The sequence below is a fragment of the Nakamurella aerolata genome (genome assembly GCF_013002705.1).
Classification (GTDB): domain Bacteria; phylum Actinomycetota; class Actinomycetes; order Mycobacteriales; family Nakamurellaceae; genus Nakamurella; species Nakamurella aerolata.
Genome location: NZ_JABEND010000014.1, coordinates 12,267 through 32,376 on the forward strand (window position 1 = coordinate 12,267; position 20,110 = coordinate 32,376).

At 70.6% G+C, this 20,110-nt stretch carries 17 protein-coding genes and 2 tRNA genes; 8 read left to right on the forward strand and 11 right to left on the reverse strand.

From position 1 onward, the window contains the following. Window positions 1–138: 138 nt before the first annotated feature. The 6 genes from thrB to HKD39_RS17530 are packed head-to-tail and all read right to left on the reverse strand — an operon-like array spanning window position 139 to window position 6,268. On the reverse strand, window positions 139–1,071 hold the full coding sequence (thrB, locus tag HKD39_RS17505; protein ID WP_171201167.1) for a homoserine kinase: 933 nt from the start codon (window positions 1,069–1,071) through the stop codon (window positions 139–141). After that, window positions 1,068–2,228, reverse strand: coding sequence for a threonine synthase (gene thrC, locus HKD39_RS17510; RefSeq protein WP_171201168.1), 1,161 nt, complete (start codon window positions 2,226–2,228; stop codon window positions 1,068–1,070). The genes thrB and thrC overlap by 4 nt, the downstream gene beginning before the upstream one ends. After that, window positions 2,225–3,607, reverse strand: coding sequence for a homoserine dehydrogenase (locus tag HKD39_RS17515; protein WP_171201169.1), 1,383 nt, complete (start codon window positions 3,605–3,607; stop codon window positions 2,225–2,227). The genes thrC and HKD39_RS17515 overlap by 4 nt, the downstream gene beginning before the upstream one ends. Continuing rightward, on the reverse strand, window positions 3,604–3,831 hold the full coding sequence (locus HKD39_RS17520; RefSeq protein WP_171201170.1) for a hypothetical protein: 228 nt from the start codon (window positions 3,829–3,831) through the stop codon (window positions 3,604–3,606). Before HKD39_RS17520 ends, HKD39_RS17515 begins: the two co-directional genes overlap by 4 nt. Beyond that, on the reverse strand, window positions 3,828–5,321 hold the full coding sequence (gene lysA / locus HKD39_RS17525) for a diaminopimelate decarboxylase (RefSeq protein ID WP_171201171.1): 1,494 nt from the start codon (window positions 5,319–5,321) through the stop codon (window positions 3,828–3,830). Before lysA ends, HKD39_RS17520 begins: the two co-directional genes overlap by 4 nt. Further along, complete coding sequence (locus HKD39_RS17530) at window positions 5,318–6,268, reverse strand: ArgS family protein (RefSeq protein ID WP_171201172.1); 951 nt, start codon at window positions 6,266–6,268, stop codon at window positions 5,318–5,320. The genes lysA and HKD39_RS17530 overlap by 4 nt, the downstream gene beginning before the upstream one ends. Before the next feature lie 193 nt (window positions 6,269–6,461). On the opposite strand from HKD39_RS17530, the gene HKD39_RS17535 reads away from it, so the two are divergent. From HKD39_RS17535 to HKD39_RS17545, 3 genes are all read left to right on the forward strand, one after another. Then, the gene (locus HKD39_RS17535; protein ID WP_171201173.1) at window positions 6,462–7,373 is read left to right on the forward strand and encodes a thioredoxin-like domain-containing protein; all 912 of its coding nucleotides are present in this window, start codon (window positions 6,462–6,464) and stop codon (window positions 7,371–7,373) included. A 7-nt stretch (window positions 7,374–7,380) separates the two neighbouring features. After that, complete coding sequence (locus HKD39_RS17540; protein WP_171201174.1) at window positions 7,381–8,412, forward strand: DUF305 domain-containing protein; 1,032 nt, start codon at window positions 7,381–7,383, stop codon at window positions 8,410–8,412. 165 nt (window positions 8,413–8,577) lie between these two features. Continuing rightward, window positions 8,578–8,649, forward strand: a tRNA-Arg gene (locus HKD39_RS17545). Window positions 8,650–9,518: 869 nt separating this feature from the next. Here the strand turns inward: HKD39_RS17545 and HKD39_RS20700 are convergent. After that, the gene (locus tag HKD39_RS20700) at window positions 9,519–10,934 is read right to left on the reverse strand and encodes a cytochrome P450 (protein WP_343074767.1); all 1,416 of its coding nucleotides are present in this window, start codon (window positions 10,932–10,934) and stop codon (window positions 9,519–9,521) included. A 434-nt stretch (window positions 10,935–11,368) separates the two neighbouring features. On the opposite strand from HKD39_RS20700, the gene HKD39_RS17555 reads away from it, so the two are divergent. Continuing rightward, window positions 11,369–11,992 (forward strand): trimeric intracellular cation channel family protein, encoded by a 624-nt coding sequence (locus tag HKD39_RS17555; RefSeq protein ID WP_171201175.1) that lies wholly within the window; start codon window positions 11,369–11,371, stop codon window positions 11,990–11,992. A 7-nt stretch (window positions 11,993–11,999) separates the two neighbouring features. Here HKD39_RS17555 and HKD39_RS17560 read toward each other — a convergent pair whose 3' ends face one another. Next, a complete protein-coding gene (locus HKD39_RS17560; RefSeq protein ID WP_171201176.1) occupies window positions 12,000–13,019 on the reverse strand; it encodes a helix-turn-helix transcriptional regulator in 1,020 nt (339 codons plus the stop codon). Between the two features lie 156 nt (window positions 13,020–13,175). Here HKD39_RS17560 and HKD39_RS17565 point away from each other — a divergent pair, with 156 nt between their 5' ends. The 3 genes from HKD39_RS17565 to soxR all read left to right on the forward strand — a co-directional run bounded on the left by HKD39_RS17565 (window position 13,176) and on the right by soxR (window position 15,713). Then, window positions 13,176–13,577 (forward strand): RidA family protein, encoded by a 402-nt coding sequence (locus HKD39_RS17565; protein ID WP_343074764.1) that lies wholly within the window; start codon window positions 13,176–13,178, stop codon window positions 13,575–13,577. 103 nt (window positions 13,578–13,680) lie between these two features. Further along, window positions 13,681–15,192: an MFS transporter gene (locus HKD39_RS17570; protein ID WP_212754715.1), complete on the forward strand. Its 1,512-nt coding sequence runs from the start codon at window positions 13,681–13,683 to the stop codon at window positions 15,190–15,192. Window positions 15,193–15,257: 65 nt separating this feature from the next. After that, a complete protein-coding gene (soxR, locus tag HKD39_RS17575) occupies window positions 15,258–15,713 on the forward strand; it encodes a redox-sensitive transcriptional activator SoxR (protein WP_246233123.1) in 456 nt (151 codons plus the stop codon). 12 nt (window positions 15,714–15,725) lie between these two features. Here the strand turns inward: soxR and HKD39_RS17580 are convergent. The 3 genes from HKD39_RS17580 to HKD39_RS17590 all read right to left on the reverse strand — a co-directional run bounded on the left by HKD39_RS17580 (window position 15,726) and on the right by HKD39_RS17590 (window position 17,031). After that, window positions 15,726–15,797: transfer RNA gene (locus HKD39_RS17580), tRNA-Val, on the reverse strand. A gap of 174 nt (window positions 15,798–15,971) precedes the next feature. Then, window positions 15,972–16,451 (reverse strand): peroxiredoxin, encoded by a 480-nt coding sequence (locus HKD39_RS17585; protein ID WP_171201179.1) that lies wholly within the window; start codon window positions 16,449–16,451, stop codon window positions 15,972–15,974. 112 nt (window positions 16,452–16,563) lie between these two features. Further along, window positions 16,564–17,031: a DUF3052 domain-containing protein gene (locus HKD39_RS17590; protein WP_171201180.1), complete on the reverse strand. Its 468-nt coding sequence runs from the start codon at window positions 17,029–17,031 to the stop codon at window positions 16,564–16,566. 284 nt (window positions 17,032–17,315) lie between these two features. Here HKD39_RS17590 and aceE point away from each other — a divergent pair, with 284 nt between their 5' ends. Then, entirely contained in the window at window positions 17,316–20,066 is a 2,751-nt protein-coding gene (gene aceE / locus HKD39_RS17595) for a pyruvate dehydrogenase (acetyl-transferring), homodimeric type (RefSeq protein ID WP_171201227.1), read from the forward strand. Window positions 20,067–20,110 lie beyond the last annotated feature (44 nt).

Genomic DNA, 20,110 nt, shown 5'->3' on the forward strand with positions numbered 1-20,110 from the left:
GCGCAGGTCACGCTCGCGACGCGCGAGCCCTGATGGGTCGGCTCCGCACTCGCCGCCGGCCGCGCTCTAACCCCAGACCTTCTCATTACGAGCTACACGTCTGTTCCGCGCTCGCTGCGAGCCGCGCGGGAACCGGTGTCAGGTCGACACCTGCAGCCCGTCGGTGTCGACCGGAAGGATCGCCGCGGTGAACCCGTCGGGCGGGCGCTCCCACAGCCGGGCGGCGTCGCTGCCGAGTTGCTCGGCGGTGACGAACGCCAGCACCGACGGCCCGGCACCCGACACCACCGCGGCCACCCCGGCCCCGCGGAGCCGGGCCACCAGTTGTGCGGTGGCCGGCAGCGCGTCGGCCCGGTAGGGCTGGTGCAGCCGGTCGGCGGTGGCGTCCAGCAGCAGCGCCGGCTCGTCGGTCAACGCGTGTACCAGCAGCGCGGCGGCGGCCACGTTGGCGACCGCGTCACGGTGCGGCACCTGGGTGGGCAGCAACGCCCGCGCCTGCTCGGTCGACGCACCGACGGCGGAGCTGAACAGCACCAGCCTGATGTCGGGGTGAACCGGCCGCCGCACCACCCTGGTGCGTCCGTCCGGCCCCTGCCAGGCGACGGTGAACGATCCCAGCACCGCAGGCGCCGCGTTGTCCGGGTGACCCTCGATGCTGGAGGCCAGGTCGAGCAGCGCCTCGTCCGGCAGCCGGGCCGCTCCGTCTGCGGTCAGGGCGCGGGCCACCGCAAGGCCGGCGACGATCGCCGCCGCCGACGAGCCCTGACCGCCGCCGTGCGGAATCTCGTTGTGGCACACCAGATCCAGCGCCATCGCCGGTTGTCCCAGCTCGGCGAAACCGCGCATCGCGCTGCGGTACACCAGGTGGCTCTCGTCCAGCGGTACCGTGTCGGCACCCTCGCCGGTGACCCGAATCCGCGGACCCTCGCCGGGCGGGGCCGGCCGGGCGGTGACGGTGTCGTACCGGCCCAGCGCCACACCGAAACTGTCGTAGCCGGGGCCGAGGTTGGCCGAGGTGGCCGGCACCCTGACCGTCACCGCTGCCGGTGATCCGTCGGCAGGACGGCTCATGTTTGCTGCTGCAGCGCCGCTGTCACCGCTTCGATGGTGACCGGCAGCACCGTCGGCTCCGGCATGGCGCGCATCGCGGTGTCCGGGTCCTTGAGTCCGTTGCCGGTGACGGTGCAGACCACCAGCGAGCCGCGCGGCAGTCGGCCGTCGGCTGCGGTGGCCAGCAGCCCGGCCACCGACGCCGCCGAGGCCGGCTCAACGAACACCCCGACGTCGGTGGCCAGCAGCGAGTAGGCGGCCAGGATCTGCTCGTCGGTGACGGCGTCGATCAACCCACCGGAGGCGTCCCTGGCGTCCACTGCACCGTGCCAGGACGCCGGGTCGCCGATCCGGATGGCGGTTGCGATGGTGTCCGGCTCGCGCACCGGATGCCCGAGCACCAGCGGCGCCGCCCCCGCCGCCTGGAACCCGAACATCCGCGGGGTCTGCGACACCACTGCGTCGTCGGCGTACTCGCGGTACCCGCGCCAGTAGGCGGTGATGTTGCCGGCGTTGCCCACCGGCAGGCAGTGCACGTCGGGGGCTCGGCCCAACACGTCGCAGATCTCGAAGGCCGCCGTCTTCTGGCCCTCGATCCGCATCGGGTTCACCGAGTTGACCAGCTCGACCCCTTCAGTGTCGACGGCGGCCTTGCGCGCCATCTCGAGACAGTCGTCGAAGTTGCCGTCCAACTGCAGGATGCGCGCGCCGTGGACCACCGCCTGGGCCAACTTGCCGGCGGCGATCTTCCCGGTCGGGATCAGCACAGCGCATTCCAGCCCGGCGCGGGCGGCGTAGGCGGCGGCCGACGCCGAGGTGTTGCCGGTGGACGCGCACAGCATCACGGTGGCGCCGGCGGCCTTCGCCGCTGTCACCGCCACCGTCATGCCGCGGTCCTTGAACGAGCCGGTCGGGTTGGCGCCCTCCACCTTCAGCAGCACCTCGCAGCCGGTGCGCTCGCTGAGGGCCGGGGCGGGCAGCAGCGGGGTGCCGCCCTCCAGCAGCGTCACCACCTCGGCACCGTCGAGGATTCCGATGCGGTCGGCGTAGGCGCGGATCAGGCCCGGCCAGCCCTGGTGCACAACGCTTCTCGCCGCGTCGGCATCCACCACCGGCTCGGCACTGGGCACCTGCGCGGCGCCGGCCGCGGCCGTTTGCCGCTCAACACTCCGGGTCATTGCACCTCTCCCATCACCCGCATCACCGACGCCACACTCCGCACCACATCCAGGGCGGCGACCTTGTCGACGGTGGCGGCCAGCGCGGCTTCCGGTGCGGCGTGCGTCACCAGCACCAGCGAGGCGTCGTCACCGCGGCCCTGCTGCCGCACCGTGGCGATCGACACCCCGCCGTCGGCGAACGTCGATGCCACCGCGGACAACACCCCGGCCCTGTCCAGCACGTCGAGGCTGACGTAGTAGCGGGTCGGCACCTCGCCGAACGGCCGCAGCGGCAGGTCGGCGTAGGCCGACTCGCGCGGCCCGCGGCCGCCGGCCACCCGGTTGCGGGCCACCGCAACCAGGTCGCCGAGCACCGCGGACGCGGTCGGGGCGCCGCCGGCTCCCGGCCCGTAGAACATCAGCTGCCCGGCCGACTCCGCCTGGACGTACACCGCGTTGAACGCGCCGTCCACCCGCGCCAGCGGATGGGTGTTCGGCAGCATCACCGGGTGCACCCTGGCCGAGACCGATTCGGTCTCGTCCGCGACCACATCATCGCCCGCGGCAGCACCGCCATCCGCGGCACCGCCTGGCGCTGCACCGCCGTTGCGCTCACAGATCGCCAAAAGCTTGATGACGCAACCGATCTCGGTGGCCGCGGCGACGTCGGCAGCGCTCACTGCTCCGATGCCTTCGCGGTGGACGTCGGCGGCGCCGACCCTGGTGTGGAACGCCACCGACGCCAGAATCGCGGCCTTGGCGGCCGCGTCGAAGCCGTCGACGTCCGCGGTGGGGTCGGCCTCGGCGTACCCCAGCCGGCCGGCCTCCTTCAGCGCCAGCTCGTAGCTGTCGCCGGTGGCCGTCATTGCCGAAAGGATGAAGTTGGTGGTGCCGTTGACGATGCCGAGCACCTGCGAGATCCGGTCTCCGGCAAGCGATTCCCGCAGCGGCCGGATCAACGGGATGGCGCCGGCCACGGCCGCCTCGAAGTACAGGTCGGCGCCGGCCGCGTCGGCGGCGGCGTACAGCGTCGGGCCGTCCTCGGCGAGCAGCGCCTTGTTCGCGGTCACCACGCTGGCACCGCGCCGCAGCGCCGTCAGCAGCAGTTCTCTCGTCGGGTCGATCCCGCCCATCACCTCGACGATGACGTCGATGCTCGGGTCAGCCACCACCGCGGCGGCGTCATCGGTGAGCAGCCCGGCCGGAACCTCAGCGTGGCGATGCGGGCGACGCACCGCCACCGCGGCCAGTTCCACCCGCGCGCCCACCCTGGCGGCAAGATCGTCGGCCTGTTCCAACAGCAGCCGGATCACCTGTGATCCGACCACGCCCGCGCCCAGCACGCCGACGCGCAGCACCGCGGCGGCCGGGTCGCCGGGCTTGCCGGGTGAGGTCATCGGCCGCGCCGTGACACACCGCGGAACACCCGGAAGGCGATCACCAGCAGGGCGATCACCACCAGCACCGCCACTACCGCGATGGTGACCCGCAGCCACCCCGGCATGTCGGGTTTCACCAGCACCAGAACGATCAGCACCGCTGCGATGCCGAGCAGCACGGTGCCTGGCACCAGGGACGGCTGGCCGGAGGGGCCGCCGGCGCGGGACGGTTGAGTGGTCACCAGTTCTCCAGTCGCATCAGATCGTCATCGGTTTCGCGGCGCAAAAGGGTCCGGTCCACCCCATCGGCCACAGCCACCACCGCCGGCCGCGGCATCCGGTTGTAGTTGCTGGCCATGGCATAGCAGTACGCGCCGGTGGCGGCAACGGCGAGCAGGTCGCCGACCGCGACGTCGGCTGGAAGGTAACAGTCGCGCACCACGATGTCGCCGCTCTCGCAGTGCTTTCCCACTACCCGGGACAGCATGCCCGGTGCCTGCGACCCGCGCGACGCCAGGGTCACCGTGTAGTCGGCGTCGTAGAGCGCGGTGCGGATGTTGTCGCTCATCCCGCCGTCCACCGAGACGTAACGGCGCACCTGGCCGCCGTCAAGCGCGACGTCCTTGATGGTGCCGACCCGGTAGACGGTGACCATCGACGGCCCGACGATGGCCCGTCCCGGCTCGACGGCGATCCTCGGGACGGCCAACCCTGCGGCCTGAAGCTCCCGAGAAACGATGGCGCGCAACGAATCTGCCATCGCATCGACAGCGGGCGGATCGTCGCTGCTGACGTAGGCGATGCCGAGGCCGCCGCCGAGGTCGAGGGTGTGCACAGTGTCGGCCAGCTCGGAATGCGCGCTGGTCAGGTCCGCCAGCAGGCCGACCAGCCGATGCGCGGCTACTTCAAATCCCGATGGATCGAAGATCTGCGAGCCGATGTGCGAGTGCAGCCCGACCAGCCGCAGACCGGAGCAGGCCAGCACCCGGCGCACCGCCTCGGCGGCATCGCCGGCCGCCAGCGAGAACCCGAACTTCTGGTCCTCGTGCGCGGTGGCAATGAACTCGTGGGTGTGCGCCTCCACCCCCACCGTGACCCGCACCATCACATCGATCGGATGCTCGGGGGTGCCGCGGCGGGGGCGGCCGTTGCCGCCGGCAGCCGCAGCGGCCTGGTCGGCGTGGGGGCCGGCCTCGGTGAGCTCGTCAACCAGCCCGACCAGCCGCCCGATCTCGTCGAACGAATCGATGACGATCTCACCGACCCCGGCGTCCACCGCCTGCCGCAGCTCCGCCAGCGACTTGTTCGACCCGTGCAGCGCGATCCGCTCGGCCGGGAAACCCGCGCGCAGCGCCAGCGCCAGCTCGCCGCCGGTACAGACGTCCAGCGACAAACCCTCGTCCGCGAGCCAGCGCACCACCCCGGCGCACAGAAACGCCTTGCCGGCGTAGTGCACGTCCCTGGCCGAGCCGAACGCCTGCGTGAACTCCCGGCAGCGGGCGTGAAAATCGTCGGCGTCCATCACCATCAGCGGGGTGCCGTACTGCTCGGCGAGCTCGATCACCGAACGGCCGCCGACGGTCAGCACCGACCCGCCGATGCCGTCGCCGACCCGGGACGCGGTCAGCGGCCAGACCTTGCGGTCCAGCTCGATCAGGTCGGACGGGGCCGCCCCCACCGGGTGCGGGGTGAGCACCTCGCCGTGCCGCGGCCCGGCCGGATGCGCCCTCACAGCTGCTCCGGTGCGCTGATGCCGAGGGCGGTGAGCCCTGACCGCAGCACGTCGGCGGCGTGCTGGGCCAGTGCTGCCGTGTCAGCGGGGATGTCGGGGTGGGCGCCGGCCCGGACGTCGGTCGCGTTGGCCTGAGCCTCGCCGTCGGCGGTGTCGGCGGTGTCGGCGGTGTCGGCCGTATGGGTGCCGGGGCCGGACGCCGGGGCGGTGAGGCGCTGCCGCTCGATGTGCTCGAACGGCTCGGGGACCAGCGTCAACAGTTCGGTGACGGCCGCTGCCAGCGACTCCAGGTAGCGGGTGAGTCGATGCGGCTGGCCCCGCTCCGCGGCGCGGCTCAGCACCACCGGGTACTGGCCGAGCAGCCGGCGCAGGGTGTCGGTGGCCGACAATGCCGACAACACCGCGGCAGATTGAGCAGCCGACCACCGGGGGCTGGGCGCCAGCGGGGTGCGCGCCCCGTCGGCCGCGCCGGTTCTCCCCTGTTCGACGGCCCGTTGTTCGACAGCGTGTTTTTCGGCGGCCGAGCGTTCGGCGGCCCGGCGCTCGGCGGCCCGGCGCTCGGCCGCATGCCGGGCCGCGCGCAGCAGCCGCGCATGGGCGAACCGCACCGCGAAGACAGGGTTGGCTCCGGTGGCGCGCCGCCACCGCTCGAAGTCGAGCCGGCCCTGCGGGTTGCGGGCGCGGCGCAGCACCGCGTACCGGGCGGCGTCGGCGCCCAGCTGCCGGGTCAACTCGTCCACCGACAGCGTCATCGTCTCCGTCGTCGCCGACGCCGCCTTCATCGACACCGCCGTCATCGTGTCCGTCGTCGCCGACACGCGCATCGGCGCTGCCGAACTCGTCAACCGGTCGGCAGTTGCGCGCAGCGCGCGTTCGGCCGCGGCGAGTTCATCGATCGGGGCAGCCGAGCTGCCGGCGGCGGCGAGCGGCGACGAGGGTGGTGGCACCCGTTCATTCTAGGAATCGATCACCGGCGTTCCGCGGGGCAGTCCGGTAGTTACGGGCGAGCCGGACACCCGCTCAGCCGCAGCCCGTAGACTTCGACACCGGTCGACGTCACCGCAGGTGCGGTCGACCGCGTCCCTTTCGGCCCATCGTTCACAGCGCGGCGTGCGCGGCAACAGCGAGGTTCTTCTCACCATGATGGCTCCCTCTCCCCGCGGCGGCGCGCAACCGGCGGCGCCGCGAATCCGCGCCAAACAGGGTCTGCCGTGGTTGACCATCATCGCCGTCGTGGTGGTGATCGCGATTGCCGGCGCCATCACCTGGGTGGTGGTCGGCAAGGCCAGGTCGAACGCCGCAGCGCAGAACCGGCAGGACGAGCTCACCGCGGTGTGGGGCCCGACCGTCGACAACCGCGACCCGTCGGAGAAGATCAACGGCATCTACATCGGTGCGGTCGCCGACAAGGGACCCAACACCCCGCTCGACTACCTGCAGTACCGCGCCGCTATCCACGTCACGCCCGAGCAGCGCGTGCAGTACGACCGGTTCCCCCCGGTCGGCGGGCCGCACGACGGACAGTGGGCGGACTGCCGCGGCGTCGTCTACAGCAAGGCCGTGCGTGACGAGAACATGGTGCACACGCTGGAGCACGGCGCCATCTGGATCGCCTACAACCCCGACCAGATCAAGGGCGCGGCGCTGGACAAGCTCAAGGGACTGGTGCAGGGCCAGAGCTTCATCTCGATGAGCCCCTACCCGGGTTTGAAGTCGCCCATCTCGCTGCAGGCCTGGGGGCACCAGCTGACGGTGCCGTCCGCCGACGACCCGCGGATCGAGCAGTTCATCACCGCGCTGCGGCAGAACCAGTACGTCTACCCGGAAACCGGCGCCACCTGCGACCCCGGCCCGGCCTGGGACTCGGCCAACCCGCCGGCCTTCAACCCCGCCCCGCGCACCGCGACCGACGTCCCGATGGACGGCGCCGGCGCCGCCGGCGCGGCGACCGACAACGGCATGGGTAACACCGCCGGCGGTCCCGCGGTGAGTGGCCAGAGCCAGCCCGTTCCCAGCGGCGCGGCGCCGTCGCAGGCCCCGACCTCAGGGTGAGCCGGAGATGACCAACGACCGCGCCGGGGGGCGGCCGGAGGATCCGGGCGCTGACGCACCGTCGACCGGACCGTCCGCGTCCGGCGCCTCGTCGTCCGGACCGTCCGCGTCCGGCGCCTCGTCCGCTGCCCCGGCGTCCGGCGCCGCATCGTCCGGTGCCCCGGTGTCCGGCGCCGACGCCGACCTCACCGACGACCTGGACCCACGGCTGGACGATCGTGCACGCCCGTTCGACAGCACCGGCGTACCGGGCCGCGCCGGGTCGAGCCGGCCGGGGACGTCGTCACTGGCGGCCCGTTGGGGCAGCAAAGGCGTCACCATCGTGCTGGCCCTGACCACGGTGGCGGTGCTGCTGGTCGGATTTCTCGTCGGCTTTGCCGTGCGCGGCGCCACCAACAATGAGGGGCCGTCCGCGCTGCTCGCCGCCCCGGCCAGTTCGTCGGTGGACGCCGGCTTCGCTCGCGACATGATCGTGCACCACCAGCAGGGCGTCACCATGGCCAACTACGCCGAGGAGAACACCGACGACCCCGACGTCCGCCGGATCGCCTACGACATCAGCGCCACCCAGCTCGCGCAGATCGGCCAGATGCAAGGGTGGCTGGCGTTGTGGCAGCTGCCGCCGCAGGTCTCGGGGCCACGGATGGCGTGGATGCAGGGCGGCGGCCACGACATGGCCGCGATGAACGGTGCGGCCGCACCGACCACCGGCGGCTCCGCTGCTGCCGGGGCCGGGGCCGCGACCGGAACCGCCGACGACTCCGGCCACATGGCGCTGATGCCCGGGATGGCCACCTCGGGCGAGATGGACCGGTTGAAGTCGTTGCGCGGCAAGGAGTCCGACATCTATTTCTTGCAGCTGATGATCCGCCACCACCAGGGCGGCCAGGCGATGATGCAGTACGCGCAGGACAACGCCGGGAATCCCATCGTCGCCAACTTCGCCGGCAAGATGCTGCAGTCGCAGACCGCCGAGGTCACCGTGATGACGCAGATGCTGGCCGAGCGGGGGGCCAAGCCGCTGCCCTTCAACGGCTGAGCCTTTCCCCCACCGAGCCCGGCGGTCGAGCCGAGCGGCGCTTCACGATCACCGGGCCGCTCGGCGCTTCACGATCGCCGGGGCCGCTAGGCGTCGTGGTGCGCCGTCGTCGCCCGGCCCGGATTGGGAATCCGGATGCCGGCTCGGGTACAGTTTCTGATTGTCGCCCCCGTAGCTCAGGGGATAGAGCACCGCCCTCCGGAGGCGGGTGCGCAGGTTCGAATCCTGCCGGGGGCACAGTTGGTTCGGTTTGTCGTTTCCCTTTACTTTCGGCCCCGTGTTCGGGAGCCGTCGGCACCGGCGTTCGCCACCGATCACGTGCTGCGCCATCGCGAACGACGGCTCCAGGGCGCGCTCCCACGCACTGGCCGGTCCCCCACCGAACCCGACCCCGCCATCACAACCGTTCCGGTACATCACAACCCGTCCAGCACGCTGAAACGGTTGTGATGTGCGGGAATCGTTGTGCTCGCCGCGATACCGCTCAGAGAGGTCCCGGCGATCCTGACGAGAGAGCTGCCGGCGAACCGGACGAGAGGGATGCGGGAGACCCGGACTCCCCCCACCCCGCCATCACAACCGTTCCGGTACATCACAACCCGTCCAGCACGCTGAAACGGTTGTGATGTGCGGAAAGTGTTGTGCTCGCCGCGATACCGCTCAGAGAGGTCCCGGCGATCCTGACGAGAGAGCTGCCGGCGAACCGGACGAGAGGGATGCCGGAGACCCGGACTCCGCCCACCCCGCCATCACAACCGTTCCGGTACACCACAACCCGTCCAGCACGCTGGAACGGTTGCGACGTGCGGAAAGCGTTGTGCTCGCCGCGATACCGCTCAGAGAGGTCCCGGCGATCCGGACGAGAGGGGCCGGCGATCCGGACGAGAGGGATGCCGGCGATCCCGGACTCCCCCCACCCCGCCATCACAACCGTTCCGGTACACCACAACCCGTCCAGCACGCTGAAACGGTTGTGATGTGGGGAAAGTGTTGTGCTCGCCGAGACACCACTGAGAGAGGTAACCGGTCAACCGCGCCAGTTCCAGCGCCAGCTGAAGCGCCGACTGAAGCGCCAGCTCCGAAGCGCCGGCCAGCCGGAGGCGAGCTCAGTTCAGCAGGACGGGCAGCTTCTCCACGCCGTAAACGATCGAGGTCTGGCGATAGTCGAGATCCTCGGGCGGGGTGGCGAGGCGCAGGTTCGGGAAGCGCTTGACCAGCGCCGGGTAGGCGATGCGCAGTTCCATCCGGCCCAGCTCCGCACCGATGCAGCGATGCGCGCCGTAGCCGAAGGCCAGGTGCTTGGTCGGCGCCCGATCCGGGTCCACATGATCAAGGTCAATACGATCAAGGTCAATACGATCAAGGTGGGCACGATCCGGCTCAGCACTGCCCAGATCCGTTGCGCCACCGGGCTTTCCGGCAGCGCCGTTCTTCGCCGGCTTCTCGTCGGCCAGCAGTGCAGGGTCACGGTCGGCCGCGGACAGCGACACCAACACCACGTCGCCCTTGCCGATGTGCACGCCGTCCACCTCGGAGTCGATCCGCGCGAACCGCGGGAAGGCCACCTGCACAACGGTGAGGTACCGAAGCAGCTCTTCGACAAAGGGGGCGATGGCCTTGGGATCGTTGCCGATCCGGTCGCGGGTCAGCGGATCGCGCAGCAGCACCAGCGCTCCCAGCGCGATCATGCTGGCGGTGGTCTCGAAACCACCGACCAGGATGCCGTCGGCCAAACCAGCCAACTCGCGGTCGCTGATCGAGTCCCCGTGCTCGCGGATGATCATGCCGAGCAGCCCGTCCCCCGGCTCCTTGCGTTGCTGCGCGACCACGCCCATCAGATAGTCGAGCGATTCGCTGATCGCGCCGAGCGACGCACCGGCGCCGGCGAACAGGTCGAACCGGGCCACCGACAACCGTTGGAACGCTTCACGATCCTCGTAGGGCACCCCGAGCAGCTCGCAGATGGCCAGCGACGGGATCGGCAGGGAGAACAGCTCGCACAGGTCCACCGGCTTGCCGCCGGAGCGGATGTAGCGCTGCTCCATCTCGTCAAGTTGCGCTTCGACGATTTCCTGAAGGCGCGGGGTGAGCCGGGACAGCCGCCGCATGGTGAACTCCGGCGTCAGGATCTTGCGCAGCCGGGTGTGATCGGGCGGGTCGGCCATGCCGAGGCCCCCTGGATCCTTCTCTTCCGCGTTGCCTCCGATGGCAGCCACCAGCGATTCGTCCGCGGCGATGTTGGCGAAGTCGTTCGAGAACGTCTCGGTGTCCGCGAGCACCTGCTTGGCCTGCTGGTAGCCGCTGACCAGGAAAACGTTGACGCCGAACGGCAACGGCAACTTCGCCACCGGCGTATCGGCGCGCATCGCCGACAGTTCCGGCAGCGGATCCAAACCGTTGCGGCGCAACGGCATCGTCGCCGATGCCGGCAATAGCGCCAGCGGCGACCTGCCCCGTTTGGTCTGCCAGGCGACGGCGCGTTTGGCTGCCGCGGCGATCAGCTTCGACCGGCCCGCTGCCACCGCGGGCCGGACGCGCCCGACGACCGCTCCCCCGACACCGGCCGCCACCCGGCCGCCGGTGGTGACAGCCGCCCGCGCCTTGCGCACCAACCGGCCGCTGCGGGAGGCCGGCCGCTGCACCAGATCGAGGTCGGCGGGGTCGGCCGGGTCGTCGGCGGTCGGCTGGACCGGCTGCATGGGTGCGGTGTCTTCGCCGGGGTCCGGCGCGGACGCCGATTCCGGGGCCGGACGCTGCGACTGGTGCGCGACGGGGCAGCGCGCCGGGGTGCTGGTGTTGGACGATTCCGGTGCCGGGGTGGCGGAATCCTGTCCGGGCTCACTCACACCCGCAACGCTACCGGCGGCGCGGCGCCGCTCCCCCGCGGACCCCGAGGCCGCGCGGTCCACCCCCCTGATCCACCCGAGGGCGCCAGGGCCGGACGGCGGCAGCGAGAATGTGCCACGTGACCGCCGCCGTGGAGACTGCCCTCAACCTCATCGGCATCTTCGCGTTCGCCCTGTCCGGGGCGCTGATGGCGGTGCAGAAGCGGATGGACATCGTCGGGATGGCGGTGCTGGCCGGCATCACCGCGCTGGGCGGCGGGGTGATCCGTGACGTGCTGATGGGCGATGTGCCGCCCGCCGCGCTGCGGAACACCTGGTGGCTGCTGCTGCCGTTGGTGGCGACGGTGCTGGTGTTCTTCTTCCATCCGGTGGTGGCGCGGCTGCGGCGCGCCATGCTGGTGTTCGACGCCATCGGGCTCGGGGTCTTCTGCGCGTCGGCGACGGCCAAGGCCCTGGCGTTCGGGATGTCGCCGGTGGCGTCGGTGCTGCTCGGCACCGTCACCGGGGTGGGCGGCGGCATGCTGCGCGACGTGCTCGCGGGTGAGATCCCGTCGATCCTGCGGCGCGACACCAAGCAGTACGCGGTGCCGGCGGTGGCCGGTTGCATCCTGGTGGTGCTGCTGGACGCGGTGCACCAGCAGGGTGTCTGGGTGCAGGCGCTGGCCGCCGTCGGCATCTGCACCTGGCGGTTGCTGGCTCTGTGGCGACGTTGGGGTGCTCCGGCGCCGCGCTGATCGGCCGTCAGTTGGCGTCCGGCTCGGCGTCCGAGTCTGCATCGGACGACGGGGCCAGGTAACGGTCGGCCAGTTCGCGGGCGCGGCGGTGCAGGGCGTCACGCAGCCACATGGGTTGCAGCGCTTCGGCTTCGGCGCCGAGCTGCCACAGCGCCCACTCGGCGTGTCTGGCGTCCTGGAAGCTGACCTGGAGCCGTCGCCACCCAGCACCGGCTACCCGGTCGGCTTGGTCGCCATGCACCGCGACGGCGGTGGCGAGCAGTTCGTCGCACCGGTCGGCGCTGACCCGCAGCACGACGATGACCTGATCGTCACCGGCCCGGAACCGCTCGCTGCGCTCGCGCCAGAGCTGTTGCAGGTCAACGTCTTCGGGCCGGTCGGCCGGCTCGTCGAGTAGCTCGGCGGTAAGAATCCTTGACAGCCGGTAGGTGCGGTCGGCACCGTCCCTGGTGGCCAGCAGGTAGCCAACGCCGCCGATGGTGACCAGGCCGACCGGGTCGACCGTGCGCCACCGCGGACCCTGCCCCGTTGCCGCGTACTCCATGCGCAGTTTCCGTCCGGCCAGCAAGGCTTGCCGGACGGTCCGCAGCGCGCCGGCGGGCACCGGGTCGGTGCTCTGGCGCCGGGCCAGCAGGTCGGTCTCCGGGTCGACGAGCAGTCGCCTGGCGCCGTCACCGGCGGCGGCGCGGTGCCCGTCGGGCAGTGCATCCACCACCTTCCGCAGCGCCGATCCCAGGGCAGCGCCCAGCCCGAACGCCCGGCCGCCGTGGCTCGACCCGGCCGCCAGCATCGCGACCGCCTCGTCGTGATTCAGCCCGGTCAGCTCGGTCCGGAAGCCGGGCAGCAGAGCGAAACCGCCGTGCCGGCCGCGCTCGGCATAGACCGGCACGCCGGCGGCGGAGAGTGCGTCGATGTCGCGCAGCACGGTGCGGGTGGACACCTCAAGCTCGCGCGCCAGCTCGGTGGCGGTCAGCCGACCACGCTGGCGCAGCAACAACACCAGTGACACCAGCCGATCCGCCCGCATCAGGCGACCCTAGGGAACTCCGCGGCAAAACACGACCGAGGATGTCGTGATTTGCCGCGACCGTGGATGCGGCAGGGACTCAACCCCGCACAACCACAGCCGCCGGTTCAGGGCGGATCCGAACAGAACTGGAGCAGAACAGAAGTGGAGCAGAACGTGGCACTCGAACGCACCGCCATCAACCCGGTGACCTGGTCGACCGAACTGGGCTTCGACTCCGGCGTCCTGGTCGCCGGCGGTACCAGGACGCTGTACTGCTCGGGGCAGACCGCCACCGGCCCCGACGGCACACCGATGCACGCCGGCGATGTCGCCGCACAGCTCACGCTGAGCATCGACAACCTGGAGGCGGTGCTCACCGCGGCCGGCATGACAGCGGCAAACCTGGTGCGCCTCAACGTCTTCACCACCGACGTCGATCTGTTGATGCCGCACTACGGACTACTGGCGTCGTGGCTCGGAGCTGCCGGAGTGGCCCCGGCCACCACCATGCTCGGCGTGAGCCGGCTGGCGATCCCAGGGCAGGTGATCGAGCTGGAGGGCACCGCGGTGGGGTGAGCCGGCCCCGGCGCGGAGCCCACGTCCGGCACCCGTCACGGGGTTGACCTCAACTGCGGTTGAGGCTGTGCAGTGGTCGAGCACGCCACCGAAAGGACGTCAGATGCCCTCCACAGCGCCATCGACCACGGGACCACCCTCCGCCAGCAACGATGGACCGCCTGGCCCAACGAAGCTGACCCTGCCGGTGGTGCTGGCGGGCGTCGCACTGGTGGCGATGTCCATCTCGGGCACAGCCATCGCGTTGCCCAGCATCGGCGAGGACCTCACCACCTCCGGCTCGCCGTTGAACTGGGTGGTCGCCGGGTACAACCTCGCGTTCGCCGCCATGACGCTGGTCGCCGGTGCGGCCGCCGACCGGGCCGGTCGGCGCCGGGTCTTCGTCGCCGCCACGGTCCTGTTCTGCGCCGGCTTCCTGATCACCGCTGTTGCACCGGCCATCGCAGTGCTCGACTTTGCCCGCATCGTCTCCGGGATCGGGGCCGCCGGCGTCATGGCCGCCGGTGGCGGCCTGCTGGCCTCCGGGTACAACGGTGCCGCCCGGAACCGGGCATTCGCGCTGATGGGCACCATGGCCGGCGTCGGTATTGCGGCCGGCCCCACTCTGGTCGGCGCATTGATCGCGCTGACCGGGTGGCGGGGCAGCTTCATCGTTTTCGCCGTGGTCGGGGTGCTGGTCGCGATCGGCGGGAGCCGGCTCGCCGAATCTCGTGCTGCCGGCGCCCGCACCGACTGGATCGGCAGCGGACTGTTCGTGGTGGCTCTCTGCGCAATGATGTTCGCTCTGCTCGAGGCGCCCGAGCTGGGGTGGGGGCACCCCGCGGTGCTCGGCGCGCTGGCCTTCGGAGCCGTCGGTTTCGCTGTCTTCGCCGTTGCCCAGCGGCGCAGTGCCAACCCGGTGTTGGCTCCGGAGCTGGTCGCCGAACGCGCCTTCATGGGCTGGTGCCTTGCCACCCTGACCACCTCGATCGGTTTCCTTGGCGCTCTGGTGTTTCTGCCGACCTATCTGCAGGCGGCGGCCGAGCAGTCTCCGGTCACGGCCGGGCTGTCGATGCTGTTGCTCACCGGCCCGGTGCTGGTCGCGCCGCTGGTCGCGGTCACCCTGGTGAACCGCGGGGTCTCCGCGCGGCTGCTGATCATGACGGCGTTGGCCTGCGTGGTCGTCGGCAACATGGGGATGATCGTCCTGAGCGCGCAGCACACGACCGCGCTCGTCGCCGCCCCGCTGCTGCTGATCGGAATCGGCATGGGCGCGTCGTTCGGCATCACCGACGGGCAGGCCATGGCCCAGGTTCCGGCCCGCCTGGTCGGCACGGCGCCCGGGTTTCTCAACACCCTCCGCGGTGCCGCTGAGGCGCTGGTGATCGCCGGATTCGGCGCCGCACTGCTCGGCCTGCTGACCACCAGGGTTGACGACCCCGGCAGAGCAGCCGAGGTCGCCGCCGGTCCGCTCGCGACCACCGACGCGGCACAGCGGAGCGCCGAGATCGACGCCTTCACCGCCTCATGGCGTCTCACCCAGATCGGCGTCGGCGCAACGTGTTTGCTGCTCTCGGCTGCCGTCGCGGTGCTGCTTTTCCGAGGACAGGCCAGGACCGTCCGGCACCAGGCGTGACCGTGTCCGATCCCATCGGCAAGCTAACGGAATCGCAGACAGGGCACGTCGACCCCGCTACCCCGTTGACGATCGGCGAGGTGATGCGGCGGACCGGAGTGAGCGCGTCGGCGCTGCACTTCTACGAGCGGAAAGGATTGATTGCCAGTACCCGCACCTCGACCAATCAGCGGCGGTACGAGCGTCACGTGCTGCGCGGCGTTTCGCTCATCCTGGTCGGCAGGCGCCTTGGCATACCGCTCGCCGACGTCGCCGCGGTCTTCTCCGCGCTACCGACCGACCACGCGCCGACGCATCAGGACTGGCAACGGGCCTCCCGCCTGTGGAAGCGGCAACTGCAGGAGCGCCGCCGACAGCTGGAGGCGCTGGAGCGCGAGCTGACCGGCTGCATCGGCTGCGGTTGCCTGTCGATGAAGGCCTGTCTGCTGCTCAACCCGGACGACGCGCTCGGGGCTGACGGGCCGGGCCCGGTGCGCGTCCAGGGCGACCAGCTCCGATCGAACGCGCGGCCGCCGGGTTGAGATCGATGCCGGTGGGCGCGGACGGGTTCGAACCGCCGACCGCCCGGGTGTAAACCGGGTGCTCTTCCGCTGAGCTACGCGCCCCTGACTGCCGGACGCCGGTGCCGCCCGCGCACCGCCGAATCCGGCCGTACCAGCGTATCGAGGTCGCGCTGGCACGAGAAATCGCCGAGTTGCCGGCCGTCGCGTCGCCCGCGACCGGCCGGGCGGGACACGTCCGCAGCCTCAGCGGGCCCAGCCGGCTCGGCCCAGCCCAGCTCAGGACGGCAGCGCGGCGATGGCTCGGCGCCAGGCGTCCTGATCGCGCGGTTCGCCCGGCTGGTTGACCTCGGCGAACTGGACGATGCCGTCCTGATCGACCAGGAAGGTGCCGCGGATCGCCATGCCTGCGTCGGAATTGAACACGCCGTAGGCCTTGGCCACCTCGCCGTGTGGCCAGAAGTCGCTGAGCAGCGGGAAGGTGTAGCCCTGGTCCTGCACCCAGGCCTTCAGCGCGAACGTCGGGTCGGTGGAGATGGCGAGCACCTGCACCGCGTCGTTGGAGAAACTCGGCAGATCGTCGCGCACCGCGCACAGCTCGCCGGTGCAGATGCCGGAGAAGGCGAAGGGGTAGAACACCAGCAGCACCGACTTCTTCCCGGCGAAGTCGGCCAACGACACCGACTGCCGATCGGCATCGGACAGGGTGAAAGCCGGGGCGGAATCGCCGACGGCGGGTGGACGTGCAGCCTCAGACATTTCGACTCCCAGCTGTCGGCCCGGCTTTCGACCCGGGCGGTACTTGCGCAGAACTGGATGACTCAACTCTTGCGGCAGAACGCTTGGCGAACCTGCGGACGCCGCACACCGATCAGCGTTTGGAGCGCGGCGCGCCGGCCCGCGCCAGCCGGCTGATCATCCACTCGTCGGTGGACCCGGCACCGGCGGACTGGGACAGCCCTGCCGTTCGTGCGGCCTCGCTGATGTCCGCCGGCTCGATGTAGCCGTCGCGGCCGGTCTTCGGGGTGAGCAGCTGGATCACGCCGTCGTCGGCGAGCAGGGTCAGCGCATCCACCAGCGCGTCGGTGACGTCGCCGTCGTCGTCGCGCCACCAGACCACCATGGCGTCGACCACCTCGTGGGCGCCCTCTTCCACCAGTTCGGTGCCGGTGAGTTCTTCGATCGCATCCCGCAGATCGTGGTCGACGTCGTCGTCGTAACCCATCTCGCCGACCACGTCACCGCTGGACAGCCCCCACCGAGCCACCACAGCCTGGGCTGCAGTTGCCGTCACAGTCCCCTCCTGCCATTGTCGCCTCGCACGCCACCTGCCGGCCATCGCATGCACGCCACCATAGGTGAGTCGGCTCGCCGCGTCTCCACCTGCCCACCCCCAAGCCGCCAGAAGGCCATGCTGCCCAAGGGGTGGGTGCGGTCGGTCGCCCCAGTGAGGGAAGATGGATACGGACACCAAACAACAGAACTGAACCGGGAGCAACGCGGCCGTGAACCCGGCCGCACACGGGCTCCCGCAGGTGACGAGGAGATCCCTTGACAGGCCCACAGAACGGTTCGGCCGCACCAGGGCAGGCCCAGCAGCCAGCCGGTACCCAACTGCATTCGATGATCCGCGACGGCCTGGCCGCCCAGCTGCCGGACATCGATCCGGAGGAGACCGAGGAGTGGCTCGACTCGTTCGACGCCATGCTCTCGGCGGGCGGCCGCCAGCGCGCCCGCTACGTGATGCAGCGGCTGCTCGGCCGGGCGCGGGAACAGCACGTAGGGCTGCCCGCGCTGACCACCACCGACTACATCAACACCATCCCGACCACCGCGGAGCCCGAGTTCCCCGGTGACGAGGAGCTGGAGCGCCGCTACCGCTCCTGGATCCGCTGGAACGCGGCGATCATGGTGCACCGGGCGCAGCGTCCCGGCATCGGCGTCGGCGGCCACATCTCCACCTACGCCTCCTCCGCCACCCTGTACGAGGTCGGCTACAACCACTTCTTCCGCGGCAAGGACCATCCCGGCGGCGGCGACCACGTGTTCTTCCAGGGGCACGCCTCCCCCGGCATGTACGCCCGCGCGTTCCTCGAAGGACGGCTGTCGGAGAACGATCTCGACGGCTTCCGGCAAGAGGTGAGCCATCCCGGCGGCGGGCTGCCCAGCTACCCGCACCCGCGGCTGATGCCCGACTTCTGGGAGTACCCGACGGTGTCCATGGGGCTCGGCCCGATGAACGCCATCCAGCAGGCAAGGGTGAATCGCTACCTGCACCATCGCGGCCTGAAAGACACCTCGCAGCAACACGTCTGGGCCTTCTTGGGCGACGGCGAGCTGGATGAGGTGGAGTCGCGCGGGTTGATCCATGTACCGGCCATCGACGGGCTGGACAACCTCACCTTCGTGATCAACGCCAACCTGCAGCGGCTGGACGGCCCGGTCCGCGGCAACGGCAAGATCATCCAGGAACTCGAGGCGTTCTTCCGGGGTGCCGGCTGGAACGTCATCAAGGTGATCTGGGGACGCGAGTGGGACGCGCTGCTGCAAGCCGACCGCGACGGCGCTCTCGTCAACCTGATGAACACCACCGCCGACGGCGACTACCAGACCTACAAGGCCAACGACGGCGCCTATGTCCGCGAGCACTTCTTCGGCCGTGACCCGCGCACCAAGTCGATGGTGGCCAACATGTCCGACGCCGACATTTGGAATCTGCGCCGCGGCGGGCACGACTATCGCAAGGTGTACGCGGCCTACCAGGCGGCGATGGAGCACGTCGGACAGCCGACGGTGATCCTGGCCAAGACCATCAAGGGCTTCCACCTCGGTTCCAGCTTCGAGGGTCGCAACGCCACCCACCAGATGAAGAAGCTGACCCTCGACAACCTCAAGTCGTTCCGGGACGAGCTGCACATCCCGATCTCCGACGAGCAGCTCGAGGCCGATCCGTACGCGCCGCCGTACTACCACCCGGGCGACAGCTCCGCCGAGATCGCGTATCTCAAGCAGCGCCGCAGCAAGCTCGGCGGTTTCGTGCCGCAGCGCCGGGCGCAGGCTCCGGTACTGCCCGATCCCGACCCGAAGGCGTTCGAGGCGGTGGCGAAGGGCTCGGGCAAGCAGGAGGTCGCCACCACCATGGCGTTCGTCCGGCTGGTCCGAGACCTGTTCAAGGACAAGGCCGTCGGCGATCGGATCGTGCCCATCATCCCGGACGAGGCGCGCACCTTCGGGATGGATTCACTGTTCCCCTCGCAGAAGATCTACAACCCGTCCGGCCAGCTGTACACGGCGGTAGATGCCAATTTGATGTTGGCGTACAAGGAGTCCGAGCAGGGCGTGATCCTGCACGAGGGCATCGACGAGGCCGGTTCGGTGGCGACGTTCACCGCCGCCGGCACCACCTACTCCACCCACGGCGTACCGCTGATCCCGATGTACATCTTCTACTCGATGTTCGGGTTCCAGCGCACCGGCGACGGGCTCTGGGCGGCCGGCGACCAAATGGCCCGCGGGTTCATCCTCGGCGCCACCGCAGGGCGGACAACGCTCACCGGTGAGGGTCTGCAGCACGCCGACGGGCACTCGCATCTGCTGGCGGCCACCATGCCGCACGTGGTGGCGTACGACCCGGCGTACGGCTACGAGATCGGGCACATCGTCAAGGACGGGCTGCGCCGCATGTACGGCGAGGGTGGCCGCAACGAGCAGCACCCGCAGGGTGAGGACGTCGTCTACTACATCACCATGTACAACGAGCCGTACGTGCAGCCGGCGCAGCCCGAGAACCTCGATGTGGCAGCACTTCTGAAGGGCATGTACCTGCTGAAGCCGGCATCGGCCGTCACCGAAACCGACGGCAAGGCCAGGGCACAGCTGCTGGCGTCCGGGGTCGGCGTCCGCTGGGCGCTGGAGGCCCAGGAGCTGCTGGCCACCGACTGGAACGTCGCCGCGGACGTCTGGAGCGTCACCAGCTGGTCGGAGCTGCGCCGCGAGGCCGAAGTGATTGAGCGGCAACGGCTTCTGGAACCGGACAAGGACTTCGGGCAGCCGCACGTCACCACGGCGTTGGCCGACCAGCCCGGCCCGGTGATCGCCACCAGCGACTACCAGCGCGCGGTGCAGAACCAGATCGCGCCGTGGGTGCCTGGCGACTACGTCGCGCTCGGCGCTGACGGGTTCGGTTTCTCCGACACCCGCCCGGCTGCCCGCCGGCACTTCCTGATCGACGGGCCGTCGATGGTGGTCGCCACCCTGTCCGCCCTGGAGAAGCGCGGCGAGTACCGGCAGGGGGCGGCGGCGGAAGCCGCGGCCAAGTACCAGTTGCACGACGCATCGGCCGGCTCGTCCGGCAACGCCGGCGGCGAGTCCTGACCGATGGGGCCGGGCGCGTGCCAGCGCGCCCGGCCCGATCGGCA

Bases quoted from the DNA above. Each gene is read 5' to 3' on its own strand.
- thrC (WP_171201168.1), bottom strand. From the start codon at position 2,228: ATGACCCGGAGTGTTGAGCGGCAAACGGCCGCGGCCGGCGCCGCGCAG.
- HKD39_RS17570 (WP_212754715.1), top strand. From the start codon at position 13,681: ATGCCCTCCACAGCGCCATCGACCACGGGACCACCCTCCGCCAGCAAC.
- HKD39_RS17585 (WP_171201179.1), bottom strand. From the start codon at position 16,451: ATGTCTGAGGCTGCACGTCCACCCGCCGTCGGCGATTCCGCCCCGGCT.
- HKD39_RS17560 (WP_171201176.1), bottom strand. From the start codon at position 13,019: ATGCGGGCGGATCGGCTGGTGTCACTGGTGTTGTTGCTGCGCCAGCGT.
- HKD39_RS17515 (WP_171201169.1), bottom strand. From the start codon at position 3,607: ATGACCTCACCCGGCAAGCCCGGCGACCCGGCCGCCGCGGTGCTGCGC.
- HKD39_RS17555 (WP_171201175.1), top strand. From the start codon at position 11,369: ATGTGCCACGTGACCGCCGCCGTGGAGACTGCCCTCAACCTCATCGGC.
- HKD39_RS17540 (WP_171201174.1), top strand. From the start codon at position 7,381: ATGACCAACGACCGCGCCGGGGGGCGGCCGGAGGATCCGGGCGCTGAC.
- HKD39_RS17535 (WP_171201173.1), top strand. From the start codon at position 6,462: ATGATGGCTCCCTCTCCCCGCGGCGGCGCGCAACCGGCGGCGCCGCGA.
- aceE (WP_171201227.1), top strand. From the start codon at position 17,316: ATGATCCGCGACGGCCTGGCCGCCCAGCTGCCGGACATCGATCCGGAG.
- thrB (WP_171201167.1), bottom strand. From the start codon at position 1,071: ATGAGCCGTCCTGCCGACGGATCACCGGCAGCGGTGACGGTCAGGGTG.
- HKD39_RS17590 (WP_171201180.1), bottom strand. From the start codon at position 17,031: ATGGCCGGCAGGTGGCGTGCGAGGCGACAATGGCAGGAGGGGACTGTG.